Source organism: Rhodococcus mengyinensis (genome assembly GCF_048381435.1).
In the GTDB taxonomy this organism is placed as follows: domain Bacteria; phylum Actinomycetota; class Actinomycetes; order Mycobacteriales; family Mycobacteriaceae; genus Rhodococcus_F; species Rhodococcus_F opacus_D.
The window spans coordinates 176,216-201,336 of the sequence record NZ_JBLWIT010000133.1 but is presented as its reverse complement, the minus strand read 5'-3'; the positions used below and the strand labels follow the sequence as shown (position 1 = coordinate 201,336).

Sequence of the window (25,121 nt, the reverse complement as noted above, 5' to 3'; positions counted from 1 at the left end):
GCGCGAGCCCGCTCATGCAGTAGCTGCCACAAGGATGGTCTGATCGAATATGCCACGTTCGTGCGAAGTATTACGGGCCGCTGCCCTCACGACCATGTTGGCTGTCACGGTGTCGTGCAGCACAACGAAGGAGCCAGGCGATGAGTTGGAAGCACTGCCTGCGGATGCCATAGGGGCGGTGTCCGTAGGACCGGAACTCCTCGAAGCGGTCGATGACCAGGATCGGACGACGGTGTATGCGTTCGACGAAAGTGGGAGTGTCATCGGACAGGTAGAGGGAAATGCAATCTACGGAAACAGCATTCTGACCGCAGCGCACAAACTTGTCTCAGCGTCCTCCCGTGCCGTGATTACGCTCACCGACACGGCACGGATCGAAACCCCCATCGACTACGAGAATATCGTCCAAGCCGCCGTAAACCAGCAAGAAGACGGTGCCGCAACAATCTGGTTCAACAGTGGAGCGGCGGAGGGACATTACTCCAACAGCTTCGTTTCGATCGATGCAGACAACCAAGCACACTCAGGCTCAGTACCCGGCATCGTGCGGACATCGGCCTACTGCGGCGGACGCAACTTCACCGTTGTCAACGAGTCCTTCATCGGTACCACGGGCGACCCCACCAGAAACCAGTTGTACGAACTGCTCCCCGGCGGAGAGCCCGTCGTGCGGGCGGAATGGGAACATCCATCCGATTTTCGTCCCGCGGACGTTGGCTCGGCCTGCTCCTCGGACGGACAAACAATACTCGCCCTCTATTCATCGAGAGAGACGAGAAGGAATGAGAGAGGCGATCACGGACTGACGTTGGTTCGCATCAACGTGACCGATGGCTCACGGTCCGAAACCGCACTCGATATGCCCGGTTACATTTGGAATGTCCGCCGAGGGACACCGACCGCAATCGGCGATAGGCTCTACTGGATTAGCGGAGACGGGGATGTGCTATCCGTTGACGTCACCGGCTCGCCAACAGTCACGCGGGAATGGACGATCCCAGAAGGAGACGACAAGACTGCTGTGTCAGTCGATGGTACAACGGTTACGACGGTCAATTACCGTGGAACGCCGGTATTTTCGGAGTTCGACCTGCTCACTGGAGAGCGAAAGAGAAGCCAGATCGAGTTACCTTGGCTGGAGTCCATCGTAGGTTCTGAAACCGAAAGCGGGAAGAACATTTATACGATCTCCGACGTCGCCAGCCTGCCTCGGTAGTTGGCGCGCTGTCGCGGCGAAAACACCTAGATGGGGGCGGATCGGAATACGGGAAAAACTTCCGCGACGACGGGACTTGTGCGATTTCCGCTGGTTAGTGGCGGTGGGGCTGGGGTGTGTGGACAAGTCAGGGCGGGTTCGAGCTGCCAGTGGCGGTCGCGTAGCCATGCCCGGGCCTCGTCGAGCAGTGCGCCGGCCTCGGTGGGATGGTCGGAAGCGGCGAGCAGTGGTCCTGCCCAGCTCGTTGTTGGCTGGCGGAGCCGGGACGACGTTGGGAGATCGACAGCGCTAGCAGGGTCGCTCGCAAGGTGCGCTGATTTGTTCCACCGTGGAGCTCTCTCATAGGAGTGCGGAACCTGTAGGAGCGATCGCCCGGCACCGGGTGCACGCTGCGTACCGGATTCGGACAAAGCGAGAGCGGGCCGGGCAAATGCCTGACCCGCTCCCGTCCACTCAGCCCAGGGCCTGGGACCAACTCACTGAGGCGAACAGATCCAACATGGTCTTCTCAAGGTCTTTCCGACTCGAAGGATCGGAGCACCATTCCGAATACAAATTGGGTGCGGATAGACGGGTTTTCAGCTCCCGCGAGTTGTACCCTTCCTCTCTAGACAATGACCCAACTCGCATCTGGCCGGCGCACAATGCCGGGTGCAGCAGTCCATCCGCTCCGCGGGAAGCTAGAGTCCGGACCCAAACATTCAGCCCGGCCTCTTTTCGGTCCATCGCCGGCGCTCCGAGTGGTTCGAGAATCGCCCATCGCCGTTCCACACGGTTCTCGCGGGTAAGCCCAGACGTCGCCTCAAGGATGATTCGACCGACTTGCGTGTCCAGACCTTTCGCGAACTCGGCGGGCTCGCGAGCAATGGCCTTACCGAAGTACTCGAGCTGGTCCAGGCCAGAGCGAGGACCGCCTTCCCCGAGGGGGTAACCCGAAAGAACCATTAGGAGGTTGTCGATCGCGTCCCTGAGAAACGGATCTGGTGAAGACGGCGTCCGGAGCCGACGTGCTTCGGCGAGCGTGACCACCTGCTGGAGAAGTAGATCCTCCACCATTCGCTGATCCTCGCGCATTAACCAGCTCATGCTGCTCCTTACGGTTCAGGTAGATCTTGGACGAGCCCGCTCGCACACCCTCCCCAAATTATTGCCGTGCTCGTCTTCGTCGTCGTCCGGCCCGGCGTACGCAGTGACAATCTCTGAGGTCGGGAGGCTGTACACAATAGTTCCCGGGACGTTGGTGGAGAGGTTGGTCCACCGAATTCCGGTGTATCCGTCACCGACTTGGCTGTACGGACCGCCGTTGCCATAGGTGACCATGAGGCAGGTGAGGAAATTTTCCGGATCTGTATGGGCGAGGTGACGATCGGAGATGTGGTCATAGACTTCGCAGGTCATGCGAAGATCGGGCTGATTCCCTGTCGGGTCGAACAGGCCGATGATATAGGTGTCGTACGGCATGTCGCCGTACCTGCAGTCGGCCATTTGATCGAGCACAAACGCGAAATCACCTGAGGGATAACAATCGCCTGATTCGTACTTTATCCTGGTGCAGTAATCGTCATCTGGGGCGGCATTGGTCTTCCAACTCTCCACCCAGGGGACAGCTTGAACTCCACCTGAAGGTGTCGAATAGATTCTCCCGCCGATGAAATCGTGGTAGCGGGTGGTCCCGAGGGTGAACTCATCTGACGTGAGGTATCCCAGCCAGCCGGTCTCGGCGCCGAGACTGTTCCATTTGTCCCGAATCGGGCCATTGCGGATGGCGGAACCGATCGCGTTAACGAACGCCACGTAGATGGCGCCGTTGGAGAATTCCTGGTGGCGGCCGACGCCGTCGGTGTGCACGATTTCGTCGGTGGTGGGGTAGCCCATCCAGCCGGCTTCGTAGCCATGGATGCCCCAGCGGTTGAGGAAGCTGTTGACGACGGGGTGTGCGCCGGTGGCGTTGGACCAGTAGATGGGTCCGTTGAGGAAGGTGACGCGTTCGCCGGTGTTGCCGGGGTTGATGATGTTTCCGCTGGACGGGTAGGACAGGAAGCTGCCGGGGCCGCCGAGGCTGTTGTATTTGTCCCGAATGGCTCCGCATACGTCAAACCATGACGGCCAGTACCGCTGACAGGTCACGGCTGCGCGCGAGGTACTTCGCTTGGCGAGGTCCTGTGCCTCGAGGATCTCGGCCTTGTCCGCGTCTTCCTTGGTGAACGGAGCGGGAACCTCTTCCCGGTCGGAGCGCATCTGGCCGGGGATGATCGTGGACTTCGGATTCTGGGTAGGAGCCCAGTCCGGGTCCGGTTCGGCGGTCTTCGACGACAGCTCCGGATCTTCCGGTGCTATCGGCTCATTCGGTCCCGGCCGAGCCGGTAGCGGCACATCGACGGGAGCAGGTGCCGCGCTCTCCGGCTGCGGTGGGGGTGGCGGGCGCCACTTCCGTCGTGGGAGTGGGCGGCGGGGCTGCCGACGAACGCGCATCAGAGGATGCCGGCGTTTCGACCGGAATCGTGGTGCTCGGCGCGACCCGTTGAGCGGGGGACGAGGCCGGTCCGGTTGTCGTGGTTGACGGCGCCACTTCCGTTGTGGTGCTGGTACTTGGTGTCGGCGTCGGCGTGGTGGTCGGCTGAGCCGCGGCAATTCCGACGCCCGCCGCGATCATCGTGGCGATCAGCGCGGCAGTGAGGAGGCTCTTCGTCGGTGAATCTCGTTTCGGGCGTGGGTGATCCCGATGCATGATGGTTCTGGCCATCTGACATCCCGTTCCTGTGAGAGGGACTTCGGTCAGCGGCGGGCCCGACGCTTCTCAGCAACTTAGCGCTAGATCACAGGAGCATCACCTGTCACAGGTGTCGCTTCTATAACAAACAGGCCGGATGGTACGGAGACTCTGGTGCGAACGGTGGACCAGGGAAATGGATAGGGTGCTTCTGAAACGAAGAACCCCATGGTCTAGCTAGGTTGGACGCTCGTTTGACTTGAGCTGGCCCGGGTCGGCGGCGGACGGGGGAACTGATTAGGGTGCACTTCGTCATGTTGGTCGGGTGCCGGGGTGCTGGTGGCGTCGATTGATCGGACCGCGTATCCGCAGTTCAACAGTGGTCTCGGCTCGGGAGCTGAGACTGCCGACAAGGCCGGGTGGGCGCGGGGGCGTACGCAGACCGAGCGGAATCTGCTCGCGTTGATTGTGCTGCTCAAGTGTTACCAGCGTCTGGGGTAATTTCCCGAAAACGGTGCGACGATGCGGTCGCGACCACGCCCGTGAATCAGGCGATCAATGCACGTCGCCAGCGTGTAGCGGACCTGGTAGCAGGCGTGCCCGCGAGCACAAGAGCCGCACTGGCAAACAGATGGGTTGTTCGGGTCCTATTCTGTATCGGGGGCGTCGGGGTCGCGCAGCGGCCGGTGGGCGCCGGCGAGGTCGGGTAGGTGGAAGCTGTAGTGCCCGTCGATGCCGATGTGGGTGCGCACGAACGCCGAGAGCCGTTCCACGTCGGCATCGAGCACCGGGTAGTCCTGGGTACGCAACTCGTCCAGGGCACGGTCCATGTAGAAGGTGTTCCACAGCACGACGCAGTTGAGCACCAACCCGAGCGCGGACAGCTGGTCTTCCATGCCCTCGTAGTAAGTGCGGGTCATCTCACCCTTCTTGCCGTGGTAGACCCTTCGGCCGAGATCGTGACGACCCTCGGTCAGATTGGACTGCGTCTTGCCCTCGCGCCGATACGGCTCGTCGTCGGCCAGGCGCAGGATGTGCATTGTCTTGAAGATCCGCCCGTAGTGCGCGATGGCCTGCCCGAGCGAGGTCGGGTTGCCGTCGCGGGAGATCATCCGCGTCACCTCGTGCGCGGACACTTCGCCGGAGTGGATCGACACCGCGACCCGGCACATGTCCTCCCAGTGTCGCGCGATCCGGTCGGTGTCGATCTTGCCGCGGGCGGCGCGGTCGAGCGGGCCGTAATCGGCACTGCCGTCGATGCGCCACAATCGCTGATCGGGCAGGTTGGCCAGCTGGGGCCGGTATTGGCGACCGAGCAGGTGCAGCAGCCCGAACACGATATCGGAGTACGAGCCGGTGTCGGTGATGATCGCCTCGGGCACCCTTCCGCCGTGCTGGGCCAGCACCACGTCCACGGTATGCAGCGAGTCGCGCGGGGTTCCCGACAACACCTTGGCGGCCAGCCCGGCAGCCTGGTCGTTGATCATGTTCAACCAGGTGATACCCCGTTTGCGGCCGAAGTATTTCGGGTTCGGCCGTGCGTGGTGGGTGCGGACCGGGACGACGAACCGCATCCCGTCCACCGACGCGACCATTCCGCCGCCCCAGGCCCCCGCCAGCGGAATCTCCGCCTGCGCCTCGACCAGCACGGCGTTCGCCGCGGTCAGGGTCTCGGACCGCACGTAGCACTGGTCGACGTGCAGCAGCCGGTCACGGGTCAACGCTTCCACGCCCCGGCCGGTCACCGGACCGAAGCCGACGTTCATCGCGTGCGCACACAACACCGCCGCGACCGACAGCCCGAGGTCGGCCACGCGGGCGTCGTTCCCGGAGGTGTGGGTGAACGCCTCGGTGAAGCCGGGATGCCAGGACATGACCTCGAGCACCAGTTCGGGCAGATCGATACGCGGCAGCATTGCCTCGACGCGGCGCCGCAGATCGACCAGGCTCGGCGGGTCGGGCACGGCGACCAGTGCGGCGACGTGCAGCTTGCCGTCGTCGTCGATGGTGGCCGGGGTGTCGGCGTCCAGGCGGGACGCCACCTCGCGGTAGGCGGTGTCCAGGGCGGCAGCGTGCTCGTCGAGCATCCCCGCCGGGACGGCGGGCAGGCCGAGCGCGTTCATGCCCGCCTCGCGGGCCTGCTCCCACGCCTGCCCCGACAACAGGTGCGCTCGTGGGTCGCGCCACCGCGACGAAGATGCGGCGAAGATGTTGCGGTGCTTGATATGTCGATGGAACTGCTCGAGCACGCAGAACGTGTAGGCGGCGGGGTCCACGGTGGCTTCCGGGCGGCCCGGCGCATAGACCAGGCGCTGCCAGCCGCCGGTGATCAGATCGTGGTCGACCCGACGCGCATCCAGGTAGGACGCGGGCAGCTTCGACTTCGCGGTCAGCAACTCCGCGAGCGTAGTCATCGCCGAAAGCACCGGTGCGCCGTCCGGGGTCGCGCCGAACTCGACGGTCTTCATCAGCACCGGCAGAAACGGGCGGACCGTCGCCAGGCGGCCGGCCAGCTCCTGCAGGCGTTGCCCGTCGAGTTCGGCGTCGCTGGCCGGCACCAGTTCGTCGATCACCGCGACCGCGGAGCGCAGTTCCTTCTTGGTGACGGTGTTCTCGATCAGATCCCACACCACGCCCACCCCGAGGTCCGGGTTCACCTCGGCCATCTCCAACAGCACCTTCACCGCCGTGGCCAGCTTGCCGGCGTTCCGCGAGACCCTCGGGTATCGGCGCAGCTTCTCGTCCTTGGACTCACGCTCGGCCTTCGACAACAGATCAGTGGTCATCAGCAGGTCGAACAGCTCCAGTACGTCGTCGGCCGCCCGCGCCGACAACGCCACCACAGTGGCGACCAGCACCGCCAGGCGGTGCTCACGCGGCAGGCGGCGCAGCGCGTTCGCCTTACCCGACAGGCCGTACGTAGCCAATCCGGCCAACCGTCGTGGCGGCACCGCCGACACGTCCAACGTCCCGATACCGAGGGAATGCAGGTCGGCCAACCGGTGCAGCGCGGCGAGCATCCCCTTCGACGAGGGCCGGAACACACCCTTGCGCAACCGGTCCAGCTCGCTGACCCGCTGCTTGCCACCCTCGGGCACGTCGAGCAACCGCAGCAGCGCCGACGCCGTGACCGGCGTGAGCTGGCCGTCCAACTCATTCCACAGCCGCTGATCGGCTGCCGCCCTGCCGGCCGCGACCAGCTTCTGCAACGTCGTGACACCAAATGGCAGCAGCGCCTGGCGCTCCCGTAACCAAGTGACCGCACCCTCGAAGATCGCCTTCGGACCGTCACCGGTCATCCACGCCTGGTCGGCGATCCATGCCTTCAGCTCCGGTTCGACATCGGTAAACGGCGCCAGCCCGTATTCGCGTTGGATCTCCCAGGCATGTTCGAGCTTGGTCTTCTCCCGGTCCGGGTAGCGCTTCACGCACGACGGGTCGTCGATGCCCAGCTGCTCGGCAAGATAGTCGACCAGCTCCGGGGGAACGTCCAGCGGACCGGGCAGGAACATGCCCAGGTGACGCACGGTCACCAGCTGCACGGCGAACCCGAGCCGGTTGTAGTCCCGCCGCCGAGCAGAGATCAACCTCCGATCTTCATCATCGAGGTAGCAGAACCGCTCCAGCTCCTGCCGCGACAGCGCACCGAACCGACCGTAGCCACCATCATCGATCACGACGACATGAAATCACCCCAAGATCAGGGCCGCTCGATAATCGCTCTAAGCGCCGGATCTGACGCGACTGCTCCCCGACCCCCGAGCCGGCCTCCGTCCAATACGGCGACGACCGAAGCGCAGTCGTACCGTTTCGTGGCCATGTCGCTCAGTACGGCCGTCACGGAGTCGCCCGGGGCGCCGGTCGGAAACCGCGTGCAGGCATGCCAGAGCGCAGTCCGGGGTTCGGGCTCATCGTCGAAGACCAGCGATTCAGACACCGGCACACCCTTTCCGAACGTGTTGTGGAGTGCTTCGATCCTGGCACGGGTGATACCGAAGCCGGCCACGTTCCGAGTGGACCGGGCGCACCCTCATTACGTCACAGTGACGTAATGAGGGTGCATGGGTCGGAGGGAGGGGAGACCCGAAACCGAACATTCATTCAGAAAAGCGGGCCACTCGACGACACCGCCGAATTGGCCTTAGCGGTCCGGGGCCGCACATCCGGCGGCGTGAATATTATTCAGCGCGCCGACGGGTGCATCAGCCGCGACGGTTCGACGTCGACGCGCCGAGTCGAATACGTGGCGAATGAGCGCCGGACGGGCCCGAGGGCCAGGTCGACGCAGAACTGGCTGCGGGTATACAGGCAGGCCAAATCCAGGCCTCAGACCTGCGGCGATAGAATGCCACTTTTTGCCGATAATCGACATTATGTCAACTAGTGGATCGCAGGGCCTGCCCCGCGCCACCGGCGACCTCCACACCCGGACGACGGGTCGGCAGCGTCGGCGCGTCGAGCTCCGGGCGACAGCCGCGCACCCTTTCCGTAGACGCACCCGTTTTCGGCCTCGAGAACGCGCGCGGGAACCGAGAACGAGTGCGTCCGTCCCTGAACGCTGAGGAATCCGGCACGAAGTCATGGATGCGTCCTAGCCACAGCGGCCCGGAACGGCACAGCGCCCGACTCGCCGGGACGGACGTTCGGGCCGCGTCCTGACGCTTCTCCCCCGTGCCGATACTCCGGAATCTATCCGACAAGCATTGCGCGACAACGTCTCTCGTGTTTTCCGCTGCGTTGACGGCGCCAGTGACGGAGTCTTCCCTACACCGTCACCGGCGCCGAAAGGTCACCATAACAGATAATCGAATGTATGTTCGATGAGTTGGCGGGACTCGGCGGCTCCGCGCTGTCAGCGCGCGAGCCCGGGCCGGAGAGCATATGCTTCCGGTCCCCCGCCGGCACACATCACGGAGCGGAGTGCACCATGACCATCACGATCTACAGCAAGCCGGCCTGCGTGCAATGCACCGCCACCTACCGCGCCCTGGACAACGAGGGGCTCGACTACACGATCGTCGACATCACCCGAGACCCCGACGCCCATGACTACGTAAGAGGTCTCGGCTACCTGCAGGCCCCTGTCGTCGTGGTGGGTGACGACCATTGGGCGGGTTTCCGGCCCGACCGCATCAAGGCGCTCACGGCAGCCTGACGGGTACCGGTCTCGGCCCCCGGACGACGGCAGCGTCGACGGTGGAGGTCCTCATCGGCCCGACGATTGCTCGGCCCGGGGCGCTCGGTGCCGCGGGCGCACGTGCTCGAAGATCAGGATGGTCTCCGTCGAGGCGACCGCGGGATGTGCGCTGAGGTGGTCGAGGACGAAGCGCCTCAGCTCTTCGCTGCTCGCGGTGGCGACGTGGATGAGGTAGTCGTCGGCGCCGGCGATGAAGTACACGTTCAGCACCTCGTCGAGGGTGGCGAGTTGCTCGGCGAGCTGCCCGAGATGCTGTCTTGCGTTGGCCTGTACTCGCACTGCGATCATTGCCTGCAGGTCCCTGCCGAGGGTGGCGGGATCGATGTCGGCATGGAATCCGCGGATCACTCCGCGATCGATCAGCGAACGCACTCGGCCCAGGCAGGTCGAGGGGGCGATGCCCGCGAGGGCGGCGAGGGCGTTGTTCGGGGTACGCGCGTCGCGCGAGAGTTGATCGAGGAGGATCCGGTCGATCTCATCGATCGGCGCCCCCGTTCGAACATCATTCGATCCCGAGCCTTCGGCATACGGCGCGCCTGAAACATTCTTCTTCATCGGCTCAGTCTAGAGAATTTTGTTCTCTCACCTTGGCTTCCCTGCGCCGCTTGTTCACTATTGATGCCTGTCAGTCGAATTGCTGGTCGTGAACCCTGGACATCCATCTCCCCGACACCGAGATCGTCGCCCCTGGGCGTGATCGGAAAGGCTCACCATGAGCAACCCCCAGTCCCCGCCCGCGCGCCACCGCGTCGTCGTCATCGGATCTGGCTTCGGTGGGCTGTTCGCGACGAAGGCCCTCCGCCGCGCGGACGTGGACGTCACGGTGATCGACCGCACCACCCACCACCTGTTCCAACCCCTCCTGTACCAGGTGGCCACCGGCATCCTCTCCGAAGGCGAGATCGCCCCCTCGACGCGGATGATCCTCAAGGACCAGGCCAACGCCGCCGTCCGACTCGGCGACGTCACCACCATCGACCTGACCGAACGTACGGTGACGTCCGAACACCTCGGGCAGATCACCGTCACCGGATACGACAGCCTCATCGTCTCCGCCGGGGCGCAGCAGTCCTATTTCGGCAACGACCACTTCGCCGAGCACGCACCCGGCATGAAGACGATCGACGACGCCCTCGAACTCCGCGGCCGGATCCTCGGCGCGTTCGAGCAGGCAGAGGTCATCACCGACCCGCGGGAGCGGGCACGCCTACTCACCTTCGTCGTGGTCGGTGCCGGCCCCACCGGCGTCGAGATGGCCGGCCAGATCGCCGAACTCGCACACCGCACACTCGTCGGGGCGTACTCCAACTTCGATCCCCGGGATGCGCGGATCGTCCTGCTCGACGCCGCCTCGGCGGTACTGCCGCCGTTCGGGGACAACCTCGGCTCCGAGGCGGCGGAAACCCTCGAAAAGCTGGGCGTCGTGGTGCGGCTGGGTGCGTCGGTGACCGACGTCGACGCCCGCGAACTAACCGTTCGCGACGCCGACGGCACCGAGCACCGCATCGAATCCGCCTGCAAGGTCTGGTCCGCGGGAGTGGCCGCGAGTCCCCTCGGCCGCCAGCTCGCCGAACAGTCCGGCGCCGACATCGACCGCGCAGGCCGCGTGGCCGTCGACGAAGACCTCACCCTGCCGGGCAATCCGAATGTGTTCGTTGTCGGCGACATGATGTCGCGCGATCGTCTGCCCGGCGTCGCCCAGGTCGCGATCCAAGGGGGCCGCTACGCCGCGAAACAGATCGCCGCCGAGGTCACCGCCGCAGCCAAGGGACGCCCGGTACCGGAACGGAACCCCTTCCGGTACCGCGACAAGGGCTCGATGGCAACCATTTGCCGATTCAACGCGGTCGCCAAGATCGGCGGCCTCGAGCTGACCGGTTTCCTCGCGTGGATCATGTGGCTGGCCGTGCACGTCGTCTATGTCGTCGGCTTCCGCAGCCGCCTCGCGACCCTGCTGTCGTGGGCCTGGACCTTTCTCGGCACCGGGCGCGGTCAACTGACCAACACCCACCAGCAGATCACCGCCCGCAACGCGATCGCGCAACTGCACTACCTCGAACGCCGCATCGAGGACACGGAAGCCGACGTCGCGCGGGCGAGCTGACACGACACCGACTTCGGTGTCCGCACGGGGGCACCGTATGACTGCCAGCCCATCTTCCCGCCGGCGCTACCGCGATTGCGGCCGGCGGACCTCTTTGGAAACCTCGAAGACATGATGCTGGCGAATGCCTGCGAGCTGTATCGCGACGCAGGTTTCATCGGGCAGACGGCGGCCGCCGTCACCAGCCTCGCCTTCGTGATTGCCGGTCTCACGGTCGTCGCGCGTCGTCCGCACGGCGCGCCGACCGTGACGTACGGCCTCCTCGTCATCGCGGTCGGTGCCGGGTCGCTCGTTGCACACGGACCCAACCCACCATGGCAGGCCTACGCACACGACATCCCGATCGCGACACTGCTGGCCTTCATCGCCGTCGACGCCGCCTCCGACCGGTTCGGCCGGCGGCTGTCGCCGGTGTGGTGGCTTGCCGTCCCGGTCGTGATGATCCCCGCGGTGGCGGCGGGCCCGACGGCCTCGACGGCCGTGCAGGCAATACTCGCCGCGGTCGCCGTGGGACTCGGTCTGGAACGCGCCCGCGTCCGTCCGCAGCTGCGGCGCACGACCGTCGTCGCGGCACTGCTTCTCGTGTCCGGCGCGCTGCTCGGCACCATCGGCGACCGGACGTCGATCTGCCGGCCGGGCAGTGTCCTGCAGGGCCACGCGCTGTGGCACATTCTCGCCGCCGCTGGGTTGTGGCGGCTCGCGCCCACGATCGGGTCCACCGCCGACACAGTCGCGGCACGGCGCTCCCAGGCGGGCTCCAACGGCGACTTCCGTCGACCGACGACGTGACTGAGAGGTGCCGCCCTTGTGGTTTCGGCGAGCCGAACATTATGATTCGACCGTGAAAACAATGGGCTTCAAGGTGGGTGCGCGACGACGGCCGGTAGCCGGTGCCGCGGTGCTGACAGCGCTTGCCACGGCGCTGATGCTGTCGGGATGCGGCACGGGTGACGGACCGGAAAACGACAAACCGGTGGTGTTGACGACGTTCACCGTTCTCGCCGATATCGCCGCGAACGTCGGAGGTGAGCACGTGACCGTCGAGTCGATCACCAAGGCGGGCGCGGAGATTCACGGATACGAGCCCACCCCGGGCGATATCAAGAAGGCAGCCGAGGCCGACCTGATCCTCGACAACGGGATGAACCTGGAGGCGTGGTTCGCCCAGTTCGTCGACGGTGTGGACGTCGAGCACGTGGTCGTCAGCGACGGCGTCGAGCCGATCGCCATCGGCGAGGACGCCTACGCGGGCAAACCGAATCCGCACGCCTGGATGTCACCGTTGAACGTGCAGATCTACGTCGACAACATGGTCGCCGCGTTGAGCGAACTCGATTCGGCACATGCGGCCGACTATCGCATCAACGGCGACGCGTACAAGGCGCAGCTGCAGAAGGTGCAGGACGAGTTGGTCGCCGAGCTGGGGGCACTGCCGGTCAACGAACGGGCGCTGGTCACGTGCGAGGGAGCGTTCTCGTATCTGGCCCGGGATGCCGGGCTGACCGAGAAATACATCTGGCCGGTCAATGCCGAACAGCAGGCCACGCCCCAGCAGATCGCCTCGACGATCGAGTTCGTCAAGGACAACCGGGTTCCGGCGGTGTTCTGCGAATCCACGGTGTCGGATGCGCCGATGCAACGCGTCGTCGAAGCCACGGGCGCCGCGTTCGGTGGCACCCTCTACGTCGATTCCCTGTCCGAGGCGGACGGGCCGGTGCCGACGTACCTCGATCTGATCCGGCACGACGCCGACACCCTCACCTCCGCACTGAACGGGCAGCAATCATGACCACCCAGCCGGCCGTCGAGGTACAGGACGTCACCGTCCACTACGGCGATGTCCTTGCGCTCGACCAGGTCTCACTTGCCCTGCAGCCAGGACGCGTCTGTGGCCTCGTCGGCATGAACGGTTCCGGAAAGTCCACCCTGTTCAAGACGATCATGGGCACGGTCAAACCCGACTCCGGCACGGTCCGCATCAACGGCACGGCGTCGGCCGCGGCACGCAAGACCGGTGTGCTGGGTTACGTTCCGCAGAGCGAGGACGTGGACTGGACGTTCCCCCTCTCGGTGCGGGACGTGGTGATGACCGGCCGCTACGGGCACATGGGGCTGACCCGGCGGCCCGGCAGAGCTGACCGCGAGGCCGTCGACCACGCCCTCGAACGCGTCGAACTGACCGAACTGGCGGACCGGCAGATCGGGCAACTGTCCGGCGGCCAGAAGAAGCGCACCTTCGTCGCCCGCGGAATCGCACAGGGCGCCACCATCCTTCTCCTCGACGAACCGTTCGCCGGGGTCGACAAACGCTCCGAAGCCACCATCACCGCACTGCTGCGTGAACTCGCGGCCGCGGGTGCGGCGATCCTGGTCTCCACCCACGACCTGCACGCACTGCCCACCCTGGCCGACGAGGCGATCCTGCTGATGCGCACCGTCCTCATGCACGGTGACCCGACGGTCGTGCTGCAACCGGAGAACCTGGCGGCCGCATTCGGCCTCGACGTCATGACAAGGACCTGAGAATCAATGGATGTCATCGACTTCTTCGTCGACCCGCTGCGCTACGACTTCATGGTCCGCGCGCTGATCACCACCCTGATCGCCGCCGTGGTGTGCGCGGTGCTGTCGTGCTGGCTGGTTCTGATCGGCTGGTCACTGATGGGTGATGCGGTCTCGCACGCTGTCCTGCCCGGCGTCGTCCTGGCCTACATCGTCGGCGCCCCGTTCGCGATCGGCGCGGTGATCTTCGGGTTCCTTGCCGTGGCACTGATTGGGGTGGTCCGCGACACCAGCCGCGTCAAGGAGGACGCCGCGATCGGCATCGTGTTCTCCACCCTGTTCGCGCTCGGGCTGGTGCTGGTCTCGGTCACCCCGAGCCAAACCGACCTCAACCACATCATCTTCGGCAACCTGCTGGGCGTGAGCCGGTCCGACCTCGTCCAGATCGCGATACTCGGGGCCGTCGTCTTCGTCGCACTGATCGTCAAGCGCCGCGACTTCACGCTGTACGCCTTCGACCCCACCCACGCCCACGCGATCGGCCTGAACCCGCGCCTGCTCGGGGCCGCGCTCCTGGGGCTGCTGGCCCTGACGGCGGTGGTGGCCCTGCAGGCCGTCGGCGTCATCCTGGTCGTCGCGATGCTGATCATTCCCGGGGCCACCGCGTACCTGCTGACCGACAGCTTCCACCGGATGCTGGTCATCGCCCCGGCGATCTCGGCGGCCTGCGCCGTCATCGGCCTGTACTTGAGTTATCACCTCGACACGGCCAGCGGCGGCATGGTGGTGCTGTCCCAGGGTGCGGCATTCGCGCTGGTCTACCTGTTCGCACCTCAGCACGGAATCATCGGTCGCCGAATCACCGCGTCCCGGCGACGCCGGTCACCGCGTGATGAACACGGGAACACCGAGAATCACGCGGAACGCGATTGGGCGCCGGAACCGAAGTCGTAGAACTGGCGCTCGATCGCGTTGCGCACCGTCACTACCTGGGTCCATACCATTGGATAACTTATTAACCAATGGTATGTTCGCTGGGTGGCATCGGTTAACGGCGGACTCTTGTGGCCTCCTGTCGCCTACGAGCAGCATCCGTGGGTCAGCACCGCCGGCGACTACGGCTCTCGGCGCGAGCGGCGCCTCACTGCCAGCTCCTACCGTGCGGCAGTACCGGCGTTCATCGCGGAGCAAACCATCTCACTGAGCGGCGAGCTGCAATCGCTGACGGAGGAAGCGGCGACCGAGCTCACCCGTTTCGACGTCGAGGTCGGCCACATCACCGCCCCGTTCGCCTCCATTCTGCTCCGCACCGAGAGTGCGTCGAGCTCGGAGATCGAGAACCTCAGCAGCGGGGCGCGGCAGATCGCGCTGGCCGAACTCGGCGAGCACGCCTCCCGCAACGCCCGCCTGATCGTCGGAAACGTCCGGGCCATGCACGCCGCGTTGGAGTTGTCCGACTCCATCGACGCCGAGGCGATCCTGCAGATGCATCGCGCGCTGCTCGAACACGGCGATCCGAACATCGCCGGTCGATGGCGGCAGCAGCAGGTCTGGATCGGCGGCGGAAGCCTCGGACCCCACACCGCGCAGTTCGTCCCCCCGCACCATGACCGGGTTCCCGCACTGATCGACGACTTGATCGTCTTCGCCAACCGCGTCGATGTGCCCGTGATCGCCCAGATTGCGGTCGCGCACGCGCAGTTCGAAACCATCCACCCGTTCCCGGACGGCAACGGGCGTGTCGGACGCGCCCTGATTCAGGCGATGCTGCGCGGCGGACAGCTCACCCGCAGTGTTGCCGTTCCGGTGTCCGCGGGCCTACTACACGACACCGCAGAGTATTTCGACGCGCTCGGCGAGTACCGGTCCGGGAACGTCGAGCCGATCGTCCGGTCGATCGCGGAGGCATCGTTCGGTGCGGTCGCCAACGGTCGCACCCTCGTTCAGGACCTGGAAGCGGTTCGAGCCGACTGGCGCACCCGTGTGACGGCGCGGCGCGGCGCGGCGGTACACCGGCTGGTGGACGTGCTCCTTCGTCAACCGGTCGTCGACAACAGGCTCGTCACATCCACGCTCGGGGTGACCGGCGCCAACGCGCAGATCGCCATCGACCGCCTGGTCGACGCCGGGATCCTCACCCAGATCACCGACGGGCGACGGAACCGGATCTGGCAGGCCAAGGACGTCGTCCGGGTGCTGGACGAGTTCGCCGCCCGCGCCAAACGCGGCCGACACTGAATGCTCCGATCCCCGGCGGGTGCCGTCGAATGATCCACCGGGGGAACTTGACGTGTCGCCCGCCGCCGTTTATCCGCCCGCACCGCGGGTATCAACACCGTGACGTCCGGAGTGAGACCGCCGAGAACGAAGGTTCCGCTGATGACACTCGTGCCCCGGGCCGCGGTCACGCTGATCGCCGCAGGCCCCCTCGCCCTGTTCCTGGCCGCTCCCGTCGCCGCGGACCCACCCGACGTGACCCTGGCCGCCGCGGTGGCCGGGAGCACCGTCACGACGACGATCGCGAACGACACCGGTGCGGACATCGTGTGCGGACTCGGCGGGCTGCATGCGGCGGATGACATCGTGAACCCCGAGTCCGTGGCGGTGTTCCACGCATCGAATGTGGTGATCGGGCCGGGACCGCGGGACTTCGTGTTCGACGCGGTGCCCGACGGCGACTACCTGGTCCACTGGATCTGCAGTGAGAACGCGGGCCCCGGTGACGAGGTGTGGGGTTCGGCGCCGCTCCCGGAGACCGCATACGCGAAGCCGGCGACGGCGGAGCCTCTCCCCGTCACCGTGAGCACGGAAACGTGTTTCGGGTCGGTGTGCCTGCCGCCGGGCCTGGGTCTCTGACCGGCAGTCCGGGTCACCGGAGCGAATCGCGCTGTTCCCGAAGGAATTCCCGCTCGGCAGCGTTCTCGGTGCGGTCGCGCGCCGTCTCGTATGCGCGCGCCGCCTCGTCGGGACGTCCGAGTCTGCGGAGCAGATCGGCCCGCACCGCGTGGTACAGGTGGTATTTGCCGAGGTCGAGCTGGTCGACGAGGGCCAACCCCTGCTCCGGTCCCCTGACCTCGGCGACGGCGACCGCCCGGTTCAGGGCCACCACCGGACTCGGCGCCACCGACATCAACTGGTCGTACAAATGCAGGATCTGCCACCAGTCGGTGTCGGCGGCCGTCTCCGCATCGCTGTGGACGGCGTTGATCGCGGCCTGAATCTGATACTGCCCGGGGGTGTTCCGTCGCAGGCACTCCCGCACCAGCGACTGCCCCTCGGCGACGAGGTCACGATCCCACCGACTGCGGTCCTGATCGGGCAGGAGCACGAGCCGGCCGTCGCCGTCGGTGCGGGCGTCTCGCCGCGACTCGATCAGCACCATCAACGCGAGCAGCCCGGTGACCTCCGGTTCGTCGGGCATCAGCGCGGCCAGGACCCGGCCGAGGCGGATGGCCTCGGCGCACAGGTTCGCCCGCGTCAGCCGGTCCCCGGAACTGGCCGTGTAGCCCTCGTTGAAGATCAGATAGACGACGGCCAGGACGGCGCGGAGGCGGTCCGGCAGATCGGTCTCGCTCGGCACCCGGTACGGGATCCGGGCGTCCCGGATCTTCCCCTTGGCCCGGACGAGGCGCTGCGCCATGGTCGGCTCGGGGACCAGGAATGCGCGCGCGATCTCCGCGGTGCCGAGCCCGCCCAGGAGGCGGAGGGTCAGCGCGACCTGGGCGGCGGGGGCGAGCGCCGGGTGGCAGCACGTGAAGATCAGGCGTAGCCGGTCATCGTGCACGACGCCCTCCTCCACCGGTTCGTCGCGGGCGAGCAACAGGGCGGCCTGCGCGTGGCGGTCGTGCCGGGTGGCCTCGCGCCGGAGCCGATCGATCGTGCGGCGCCGGGCGGTGGTGATGATCCATCCGGCCGGGCTCGGCGGCAGCCCGGACGAGGGCCAGCGCCGCACCGCCTCGGTGAACGCGTCCTGGACGGCGTCCTCGGCGATGTCGAGGTCGCCGAACACGCCGACCAGGACGGACACCGCGCGGCCGTGTTCCTCACGGAACACCCGTTCGATGTCGGCGGACCCGACCACGTCAGTCGCCGGCTCCACCGTGGTGTACGAACGGCCGGACCTCGATCGGAAGGGTCGTCGCCCGGGTCAGCTTGCGACCCCATTCGAGGGCGGCGTCCAGGTCGGGCGCCTCGACGATGGTGAATCCGCCGAGATGTTCCTTGCCTTCGGTGTAGGGGCCGTCGGTGAGGAGCACGTCCCCGCCCTGGGCCCGCAGCACGGTCGCCGTGGTGGGGGCGCACAGTCCCCCGCTGAACACCCACGCGCCCGCGGACACCATCTCCTGGTTGAGGGCGTCGAGGTCGTCGCCGATCTTCGCGAGGACGTCGGGGTCGGGAGCGGGTCCGTCGGGCTGGTACACGCTCAACAGGTACTGGGTCATCTCGGGTTCCTCCTCGGATCGGACAGCCGGCGACTGCGGATGTGGCCGGCTCTCACCTCCTATACGAACGTCACCCTTCCGAATCGACACCCTGGGCGGAGAAATTTCGCCGAATGTCCTCAGTTGTGTTCGGACACCAGGACGGCGCGGGTGCCCGGCTCCAGCGCTTCGAACACATGTGCGACATCGCCGGGGTAGGCGATGTAGTCGCCGGGTCCGAGTTCGACCGGATCGCCCGCGACGCCGACGAGGGCGCGCCCGGCACTGAGGATGACGTGTTCGACCACCCCGGGCAAGTGCGGTTCGGACTCCCGGGCGGGGCCGGGTTCGACGGCGAGGCGGTATAGATCCCGGCGCGCGGACGGCGGGCAGGACGCGACGAGGGTGGCGCGGTAGTCGGACCGGTCGGATGTCAGTTCCGGTCCTTCGTCGGCCCGGATGACCTGCACGCGCGGCCGCGGCGGGTCCAACAGTTGCGACATCTGCACGTCGAGTGCGACGCAGAGGGCCCACAGGGTTTCGACGCTCGGGTTGCCGCCCCCCGATTCCAGTTGGGACAGTGTGGATTTCGCAACCCCGGCGCGGCGGGCGACTTCGGTCAGGGACATACCCGAGCGTTCGCGTTCGCGGCGCAGCGAGGGTCCGATGTAGCCCAGTGGGGATTGCCCTGCCATGGTTTCCCTTCCCGACAACCCGTTCATTATTTTGGTCGCGATGTTCGTCTTGACGAACGATGCACCATGTGTTCAGTATAGAAGTCATGCGTTCGATGAAGCGAACACTCGATTCGCGGGTCCTCCGAAACATCGCGCTGGTGTGCCTCGCCGACGGACTGGTCGGCATGTCGTACGGCGCCATCGCGGTGGGTTCGGGCCTGGACGCCTGGTTGCCCGTCGCACTGTCGGTCCTGGTCCTCGCCGGATCTGCGGAGTTCTTGTTCGTCGGCATCGTCGCGGCAGGCGGCAGCCCGGTCGCGGCGACGATCGCCGGGCTGCTGGTGAACGCGCGGCACCTGCCGTTCGGTCTGGCGGTCGGTGACGTGCTGGGGCGCGGGCTGCGCCGCGTCGTCGGCAGTCACCTGATGAACGACGAGTCGGTGGTGTTCGCCCTCGGTGAGACGGACGCCGACCGCAGGCGCGCCGCGTACTGGGCGTGCGGTGTAGGGATCGCGGTGTGCTGGCCGCTCGGGGCCGTGCTCGGCGCGGTGGCGGGCTCGGCGATCGGCGACCCCGCGGTGCTGGGACTGGACGCCATGTTCCCGGCGGTGCTGCTGGCGCTGGTGCTGCCGGCGTTGCGCGATCGGGACGTGCGGGTGCCGGCACTGGCCGGCGGCGTGATCGCCCTGGCCACCACGCCCTTCCTGCCCGCAGGGCTTCCGGTGCTGGCGGCGCTGGTGGGGCTGCTTGCCGGTGTGCGGCGGAAGGTGCTGCCGTGACCGGGAACCTCGTGCTGATCGGGTCGGTCGGGGTCCTTGCGGCGGGCACGTTCGCCTTCCGGTTCGCGGGACCGGTGCTGCGGCCACGGATCGCCACCCGGCCGTGGGTGGAGCGGACCATGGCGACGGCCGCCGTGGTTCTGCTCACCGCACTGGTGGGCACGACCGCGCTCACCGAAGGCCACGACCTCGCCGGAGTGGCGCGTCCCACCGGCGTCGTCGTCGCGGGCATACTCGCTTGGCGGAAGGCACCTTTCGTCGTGATCGTCCTGTCCGCGGCCGCAGCGACTGCCGGATTGCGGCTCCTCGGGGTGCCGTGAGGATGCATGATCGAGGGGTGTTATTTCATCTGTGCGCCACGTGTGGCGTCGAACAGGACCCGAACACCCCGCTCCCCGACGAGTGCGCGATCTGCGCGGACGAACGCCAGTACATTCCGCTGGGCGGTCAGGAGTGGACCACCGTGGAGAAGCTCGCCGGTGCGGGGTACCGCGCGATCGAGCACGAGGTCGAGCCGGGGCTGCACGGCCTGTACGTGGACCCGAAGACCGCGATCGGCCAGCAGTCCCTCGTGATCCGCACCCCCGCCGGGTCGCTGCTGTGGGATCCGATCGGGTTCGTCGACGACGCCGCTGTCGACGCCGTCGCCGCGCACGGCCCGGTCATCGCCGTCGCCGGCAGCCACCCGCACATGTTCGGGGTCCAGACGCAGTGGTCGAAGGCGCTCGGCGGCGTGCCGATCCTGGTGGCCGACGCGGACCGCGCGTGGCTGGCGCGGTCCGACGGCCCGATCGTGTTCTGGTCCGGCACCCACGAGGTGACGCCGGGTCTGACCCTGCACCAGATCGGCGGGCACTTTCCGGGCAGCGCCGTCGCGCACTGGCGGGACGGCGCCGACGGCCGGGGGGTCCTCCTCACCGGGGACGGCGTGTTCCCCAACCCGGACCGCCGCACGGTGTCGTTCCTCCGGTCGTATCCCAACCGGCTGCCGCTGTCCGCGGCGGTGGTGCGGCGCATCGCGGACCAGCTGTCGCATCTCGAGTTCGACCGCATCATCGGCAACTTCGACAACGTGATCGACAGTGACGGCCGGGAGGCGCTCGAATACTCGGCCACCCGGCACTGCGCGTGGGTGACCGGGGAGTTCGATCACCTCACGTGACCGCTGACCATGACGTCCGAGGTAATGGTCGCGGCGATCCGCCCGACCTAAGCTGGCGGAATGACCACCCTCGACGATCGGCGCACGTCGCATGTCGGCACCCACCTGCGGGCGTGGCGGGAACGCCGGCGGCTCAGTCAGCTGGAACTGGCGAACCGCGCGGAGATCTCGGCGCGGCACATCAGCTTCCTGGAGACCGGGCGGTCGAATCCCACGCGGGCGATGCTGCTGCGCCTCAGCGACCATCTCGACATTCCCCTGCGTGAACGCAACGCACTGCTCCTCGCCGGCGGTTTCGCGCCCGCCTTCCCGGAGCACCGACTGTCGGAGGTGCCGATGGCGTCGATCGCCGACGCCATCGGGAAGATCCTCACCGCGCATTCCCCCTACCCGGCGGTGGTGGTCGACCGGCACTGGAACATGGTGGACGCCAACGAGGCCGTCGCGGTGCTGACCGAGGGTTGCGCCGCGGAGCTGCTCGAGCCGCCCGTGAACGTCCTGCGATTGAGCCTGCACCCGGACGGCATGGCACCGCGCATCCTGGACCTGGCGCAGTGGCGGGGGCATCTCCTGCACCGGCTGCGGCACCAGATCGCGGTCACCGGCGACGACGGACTGCGTGACCTGCTGCGGGAATTGGAGGGCTACCCCGGCGGCACCGTCGACGGCGCCGGACTGCCGGGGTCGCTCGTCGTGCCGCTGCGTATCCGGCACCACGACACGGTGCTGACGTTCCTCAGCACGACCACGATGTTCGGCACTCCCCTCGACGTGACGGTCGCGGAGCTGGCCATCGAATCGTTCTTCCCCGCCGACGCGGTGACAGCGGCTACCCTCCGCAGTAGCGTGAGCAGCGACTGAGGAGGTAGGTCTGATGGACTTGACAGCAATTGGTGTCGGTTTCGGCTACGTGGTCGTAGTCCTCACCATTCTTGTCGTCGTGGTCGGGGTGTCGGCACTGTTCGTGTTCTCGATCAAATCGGATTTCGTTCCGCCGGAATCGCCGGGAACTCCCACGGGGCGGAAGCGGATCGGCCGGGCGGAATAGCCGCGTACGCACCGGAAGGCGGGCAGTTCCTCACGGAGGGGCTGCCCGCCTTCACGTATGGACGGGCCGCCGGTTTCTGGATCGATTCCGCTGTGCAGGCGGGGCGAAGCAACGCTTACTGAGACGCTCGGGGACAAGGCGACTACCGTGACAGGAGTCGTCTATTTTTCGAGGAGCACGGAATGAGTATCAAGTCGGTTGAGTCACGCCGCCATCGCGTCGTGGTCATTGGATCCGGCTTCGGTGGGTTGTTCGGCACACAGGCGCTGAAGAATGCCGATGTCGACATCACCATGATCGCGCGCACCACTCACCATCTGTTCCAGCCGTTGCTGTATCAGGTGGCGACCGGCATTCTCTCCGTCGGCGACATCGCTCCCGCCACCCGGTTGGTGCTGCGCAAGCAGAAGAACACCAAGGTTCTGCTCGGGGATGTCGACGAGATCGATCTCGAGGCGAAGACGATCACCTCCCGGTTCCTGGACCGGACCACCGTCACCCCGTACGACAGCCTGATCGTCGCGGCGGGCGCGGGCCAGTCCTACTTCGGCAACGATCATTTCTCCGAGTTCGCGCCGGGCATGAAGACCATCGACGACGCCCTCGAACTGCGCGGCCGCATCCTGGGCGCGTTCGAGCAGGCCGAATTGTCGAACGATCCCGCCGAACGCGCCCGGCTCCTGACGTTCGTCGTCGTCGGCGCCGGTCCGACCGGTGTCGAACTCGCCGGCCAGATCGCGGAACTGTCGCGGCGCACCCTGTCGGGGGCGTTCCGCAACATCGATCCCCGTGAGGCCCGCGTGATCCTGCTGGACGGCGCGGACGACGTGCTGCCCGTCTACGGCGGCAAGCTGAGCCGCAAGGCCCGCCAGCAGCTGGAGAAGCTCGGCATCGAGATCCAGCTGGGGGCGATGGTCGTCGACGTCGACGTCGACGGCCTCGTCGTCAAGGACAAGGACGGCACGCAACGCCGGATCGAGTCGCAGTGCAAGGTGTGGTCGGCCGGTGTGCAGGCGAGCCCGCTGGGCAAGCAGATCGCGGAGCAGTCGGACGCCGAGATCGACCGGGCCGGTCGCGTCCTGGTCAAACCCGACCTGTCGGTGCCCGGCCACCCCGAGGTGTTCGTGATCGGCGACATGATGGCGCTCGACAAGTTGCCGGGTCTGGCGCAGGTCGCGATGCAGGGCGGCAAGTACGCAGCCAAGCAGATCAAGGCCGGCCTGAGCGGTCAGAAGCCGGAGGACCGGCCGCCATTCAAGTACTTCGACAAGGGCAGCATGGCCACCATCTCGCGATTCAGTGCGGTGGCGAAGGTCGGGAAGCTCGAGATCAGCGGTTTCATCGGCTGGGTGGCCTGGCTGGCGATCCACCTGATGTACCTGGTCGGGTTCCGCAGCCGGCTGTCCACTCTGCTGTCGTGGACGGTGACGTTCCTCGGCCGCGGGCGCGCGCAGATGGCGTCCACCGAGCAGTGGGTGTTCGCCCGCAACGCGATGGAGCAGCTGGAGCGGCACGAGCGGGAGAAAGAGGCCGAGAAGTCGTCCGGCGGCGCGCAGCGCAAAGCCGCGGGGTGACGCAGGCGCGCCCATGACGTGAACAGAGCGGAGGGGACGGACCTGTCGGGTCCGTCCCCTCCGCCGTGCGCGTGGGTGGTCGTCAGTTGCCGAGGCGTCCGGTGTCGGTGATGTTCGCGAGCCGGACCTGCCCCTTGGAGACGAGTCGGTCCTGTTCGTCGGTGATCCGGACCTCCCACAGCTGCTGGGTGCGTCCGCGGTGGACGGGGCTGGCTTCGGCGGTCAGCGTGCCCTCCCGGGTCGCGCGGAGGAAGTCGGTGTTGTTGTTGACACCGACGACGTGTCCGCGGCCGCCGAGCCACACCGTGCCCGCTGCGCTGGCCACCGATTCGATGACGGAGCAGTAGACGCCGCCGTGCTGGATTCCGGCCGGCTGCTGCAGGTCCGGGGTGACCGTCCATTGCGCTCGCACGCGGTCGGGTGAGAGTTCGGTGTATTCGAGCCCGATGAGGGCGTCGAAGCCCTTGCCCAGTTGATCGGCCAACGCGGCAGTGTCGATCCGCCCGTCACCGTTCGATGCCTGCTGTTCCCCGGAATCCACCATCACACTCTCCATCGGATCGCTGTGCGCTCTCGCGGCGCACCCGATCTCCTGCCTACACGACGGGAAGGGAGGCGGGAAAAGCAGGTGGGGCAAACGGATCGGCGGGCCTCACACTGTGTCAGCGTGAGGCCCGCCGTGGGATGGACCTGGGAGTCACTGCAGCCCTCAGGACTCCGGCGCGGTCCGGTAGTTCGGTTCTCGGCGCCGGCATTTCTGCTCGGCGCCTGGAACGAGTATAGGCAAGGCTGCCCTAATTAAGCAAGCGCTTCCTGGCTTGCCCGAGTCGGCCGCAGTGCGGGCGCGTGATCCGGCTCTTCGAGCGGACCGGCACCCCGGCGGCCACGAAGGCGTCCAGGATCCCCTGCCCGCGGCGCTGCGCGGCCGCCTCGCCGCCACCGGCGAGGATCGGCACGTAAGTCGCGGCTCCGAGCACGGCCTCCCCCACGAGTCCCCAGAAGCGGGACGCGTCGATCGGCGTCAGCCGGGCGATGGCGTCGAACACCGCGTGCAGCGACGTGAGACTGCGGTGCACCGTCCAGAGCAGCAGCGCCCGCTCGCAGGGCACGGTGACCGTCCGGGGTGCGCCTGAGTACGGGTCGTCCGGCAGGACGCGCATGGTGTCGTCGGCGACACCCGCCCAGTCGATGCCCTCGTCGCTGTCCATGTGGATCCACAGGTTCTCGAGCCCCGGGTCCCACGCGCGGCCCTCCAGGACGACGAGCGCGGTGACGCGCCCGACCACGGCGTGTATGAGCGCGGTGGCCACCTGCATCGCGGCGACGTCCGGGTCGGGAACGTCCTCGAGCGAACGGGCCCACATCCGGGGCACCCGGTCGCCGTCGAGGTCGTCCGCCAGCGACCACCACCGGCGTTTACCCTCGTCTGCCATCGTCGCGACCGCGTACATGCGCGGATATTCGGCGTTCAGCGCGCGAAGTCGTGTGCAGGACACGTCCAGTGCGGTCGCGGGGGCGGACAGGGTCGAGGTCACCGTGCACTCCAATCGGTCGGGATGGAACACCACCAAACATAGGTGAGCCTAACCAAATATCAAGACTTGACATCATGTGATGTGAGGCACCCCCGCCGACCGCAACGCCCGGGACGTCCCGCCGGATGTGGCATCAGAGATAGGGTTCCGTAACCTAAGTAGTTGAATTCGGTGCAGATCCGGTGCACAGGCACAC

At 66.7% G+C, this 25,121-nt stretch carries 24 protein-coding genes; 15 read left to right on the top strand and 9 right to left on the bottom strand.

Annotated features, from left to right (window positions below; genetic code table 11):
- Window positions 1–94 precede the first annotated feature (94 nt).
- Entirely contained in the window at window positions 95–1,216 is a 1,122-nt protein-coding gene (locus ACNJ7E_RS32015; protein WP_268790219.1) for a hypothetical protein, read from the top strand.
- A gap of 453 nt (window positions 1,217–1,669) precedes the next feature.
- Here the strand turns inward: ACNJ7E_RS32015 and ACNJ7E_RS32010 are convergent, their stop codons facing one another.
- From ACNJ7E_RS32010 to ACNJ7E_RS32000, 3 genes are all read right to left on the bottom strand, one after another.
- Window positions 1,670–2,302: a hypothetical protein gene (locus ACNJ7E_RS32010; RefSeq protein ID WP_268790218.1), complete on the bottom strand. Its 633-nt coding sequence runs from the start codon at window positions 2,300–2,302 to the stop codon at window positions 1,670–1,672.
- Window positions 2,303–2,317: 15 nt separating this feature from the next.
- Window positions 2,318–3,454, bottom strand: coding sequence for an LGFP repeat-containing protein (locus ACNJ7E_RS32005; RefSeq protein ID WP_418341803.1), 1,137 nt, complete (start codon window positions 3,452–3,454; stop codon window positions 2,318–2,320).
- A gap of 1,119 nt (window positions 3,455–4,573) precedes the next feature.
- Window positions 4,574–7,603 (bottom strand): Tn3 family transposase, encoded by a 3,030-nt coding sequence (locus ACNJ7E_RS32000; protein WP_418341802.1) that lies wholly within the window; start codon window positions 7,601–7,603, stop codon window positions 4,574–4,576.
- Between the two features lie 1,250 nt (window positions 7,604–8,853).
- Between ACNJ7E_RS32000 and nrdH the strand changes: the two genes are divergently transcribed.
- Window positions 8,854–9,081 carry a glutaredoxin-like protein NrdH gene (gene nrdH / locus ACNJ7E_RS31995; protein ID WP_283353623.1) on the top strand — a complete coding sequence of 76 codons (228 nt, stop codon included), beginning with the start codon at window positions 8,854–8,856 and terminating at the stop codon, window positions 9,079–9,081.
- A 51-nt stretch (window positions 9,082–9,132) separates the two neighbouring features.
- Here the strand turns inward: nrdH and ACNJ7E_RS31990 are convergent, their stop codons facing one another.
- Window positions 9,133–9,678: an Lrp/AsnC family transcriptional regulator gene (locus tag ACNJ7E_RS31990; protein ID WP_418341801.1), complete on the bottom strand. Its 546-nt coding sequence runs from the start codon at window positions 9,676–9,678 to the stop codon at window positions 9,133–9,135.
- A gap of 157 nt (window positions 9,679–9,835) precedes the next feature.
- On the opposite strand from ACNJ7E_RS31990, the gene ACNJ7E_RS31985 reads away from it, so the two are divergent.
- From ACNJ7E_RS31985 to ACNJ7E_RS31955, 7 genes are all read left to right on the top strand, one after another.
- Window positions 9,836–11,227, top strand: a complete 1,392-nt coding sequence (locus ACNJ7E_RS31985) for an NAD(P)/FAD-dependent oxidoreductase (protein WP_418341800.1) — start codon at window positions 9,836–9,838, stop codon at window positions 11,225–11,227.
- A 111-nt stretch (window positions 11,228–11,338) separates the two neighbouring features.
- Entirely contained in the window at window positions 11,339–12,016 is a 678-nt protein-coding gene (locus ACNJ7E_RS31980; protein WP_418341799.1) for a hypothetical protein, read from the top strand.
- A 61-nt stretch (window positions 12,017–12,077) separates the two neighbouring features.
- Entirely contained in the window at window positions 12,078–13,016 is a 939-nt protein-coding gene (locus ACNJ7E_RS31975) for a metal ABC transporter substrate-binding protein (RefSeq protein ID WP_418341836.1), read from the top strand.
- Window positions 13,013–13,750, top strand: coding sequence for a metal ABC transporter ATP-binding protein (locus ACNJ7E_RS31970; protein ID WP_418341798.1), 738 nt, complete (start codon window positions 13,013–13,015; stop codon window positions 13,748–13,750). Before ACNJ7E_RS31975 ends, ACNJ7E_RS31970 begins: the two co-directional genes overlap by 4 nt.
- A gap of 6 nt (window positions 13,751–13,756) precedes the next feature.
- Complete coding sequence (locus ACNJ7E_RS31965) at window positions 13,757–14,683, top strand: metal ABC transporter permease (RefSeq protein WP_283332398.1); 927 nt, start codon at window positions 13,757–13,759, stop codon at window positions 14,681–14,683.
- Between the two features lie 84 nt (window positions 14,684–14,767).
- Window positions 14,768–15,967: a Fic family protein gene (locus ACNJ7E_RS31960; protein ID WP_418341797.1), complete on the top strand. Its 1,200-nt coding sequence runs from the start codon at window positions 14,768–14,770 to the stop codon at window positions 15,965–15,967.
- A gap of 141 nt (window positions 15,968–16,108) precedes the next feature.
- Window positions 16,109–16,585, top strand: coding sequence for a hypothetical protein (locus tag ACNJ7E_RS31955; RefSeq protein ID WP_061043110.1), 477 nt, complete (start codon window positions 16,109–16,111; stop codon window positions 16,583–16,585).
- A 13-nt stretch (window positions 16,586–16,598) separates the two neighbouring features.
- Here the strand turns inward: ACNJ7E_RS31955 and ACNJ7E_RS31950 are convergent, their stop codons facing one another.
- The 3 genes from ACNJ7E_RS31950 to ACNJ7E_RS31940 all read right to left on the bottom strand — a co-directional run bounded on the left by ACNJ7E_RS31950 (window position 16,599) and on the right by ACNJ7E_RS31940 (window position 18,845).
- The gene (locus ACNJ7E_RS31950; protein WP_418341835.1) at window positions 16,599–17,810 is read right to left on the bottom strand and encodes an RNA polymerase sigma factor; all 1,212 of its coding nucleotides are present in this window, start codon (window positions 17,808–17,810) and stop codon (window positions 16,599–16,601) included.
- Between the two features lies 1 nt (window position 17,811).
- Window positions 17,812–18,171, bottom strand: a complete 360-nt coding sequence (locus tag ACNJ7E_RS31945; protein WP_418341796.1) for a YciI family protein — start codon at window positions 18,169–18,171, stop codon at window positions 17,812–17,814.
- A gap of 119 nt (window positions 18,172–18,290) precedes the next feature.
- Complete coding sequence (locus tag ACNJ7E_RS31940) at window positions 18,291–18,845, bottom strand: helix-turn-helix domain-containing protein (protein WP_418341795.1); 555 nt, start codon at window positions 18,843–18,845, stop codon at window positions 18,291–18,293.
- 86 nt (window positions 18,846–18,931) lie between these two features.
- Here ACNJ7E_RS31940 and ACNJ7E_RS31935 point away from each other — a divergent pair, with 86 nt between their 5' ends.
- From ACNJ7E_RS31935 to ACNJ7E_RS31910, 6 genes are all read left to right on the top strand, one after another.
- Entirely contained in the window at window positions 18,932–19,606 is a 675-nt protein-coding gene (locus ACNJ7E_RS31935; RefSeq protein ID WP_061043108.1) for an AzlC family ABC transporter permease, read from the top strand.
- Entirely contained in the window at window positions 19,603–19,926 is a 324-nt protein-coding gene (locus ACNJ7E_RS31930; protein ID WP_317567293.1) for an AzlD domain-containing protein, read from the top strand. The genes ACNJ7E_RS31935 and ACNJ7E_RS31930 overlap by 4 nt, the downstream gene beginning before the upstream one ends.
- 17 nt (window positions 19,927–19,943) lie before the next feature.
- Window positions 19,944–20,768, top strand: coding sequence for an MBL fold metallo-hydrolase (locus tag ACNJ7E_RS31925; RefSeq protein WP_418341794.1), 825 nt, complete (start codon window positions 19,944–19,946; stop codon window positions 20,766–20,768).
- Between the two features lie 60 nt (window positions 20,769–20,828).
- Window positions 20,829–21,629: a helix-turn-helix domain-containing protein gene (locus ACNJ7E_RS31920; RefSeq protein WP_418341793.1), complete on the top strand. Its 801-nt coding sequence runs from the start codon at window positions 20,829–20,831 to the stop codon at window positions 21,627–21,629.
- 13 nt (window positions 21,630–21,642) lie between these two features.
- Window positions 21,643–21,816, top strand: a complete 174-nt coding sequence (locus ACNJ7E_RS31915; protein ID WP_105418619.1) for an adenylate cyclase — start codon at window positions 21,643–21,645, stop codon at window positions 21,814–21,816.
- 182 nt (window positions 21,817–21,998) lie between these two features.
- On the top strand, window positions 21,999–23,390 hold the full coding sequence (locus ACNJ7E_RS31910; RefSeq protein WP_317567295.1) for an NAD(P)/FAD-dependent oxidoreductase: 1,392 nt from the start codon (window positions 21,999–22,001) through the stop codon (window positions 23,388–23,390).
- Between the two features lie 82 nt (window positions 23,391–23,472).
- Here ACNJ7E_RS31910 and ACNJ7E_RS31905 read toward each other — a convergent pair whose 3' ends face one another.
- Together ACNJ7E_RS31905 and ACNJ7E_RS31900 are read right to left on the bottom strand one after the other, a co-directional pair.
- Window positions 23,473–23,934, bottom strand: coding sequence for a PaaI family thioesterase (locus ACNJ7E_RS31905; RefSeq protein WP_005255099.1), 462 nt, complete (start codon window positions 23,932–23,934; stop codon window positions 23,473–23,475).
- A 250-nt stretch (window positions 23,935–24,184) separates the two neighbouring features.
- The gene (locus tag ACNJ7E_RS31900) at window positions 24,185–24,958 is read right to left on the bottom strand and encodes a hypothetical protein (RefSeq protein WP_418341792.1); all 774 of its coding nucleotides are present in this window, start codon (window positions 24,956–24,958) and stop codon (window positions 24,185–24,187) included.
- Between the last annotated feature and the right edge of the window lie 163 nt (window positions 24,959–25,121).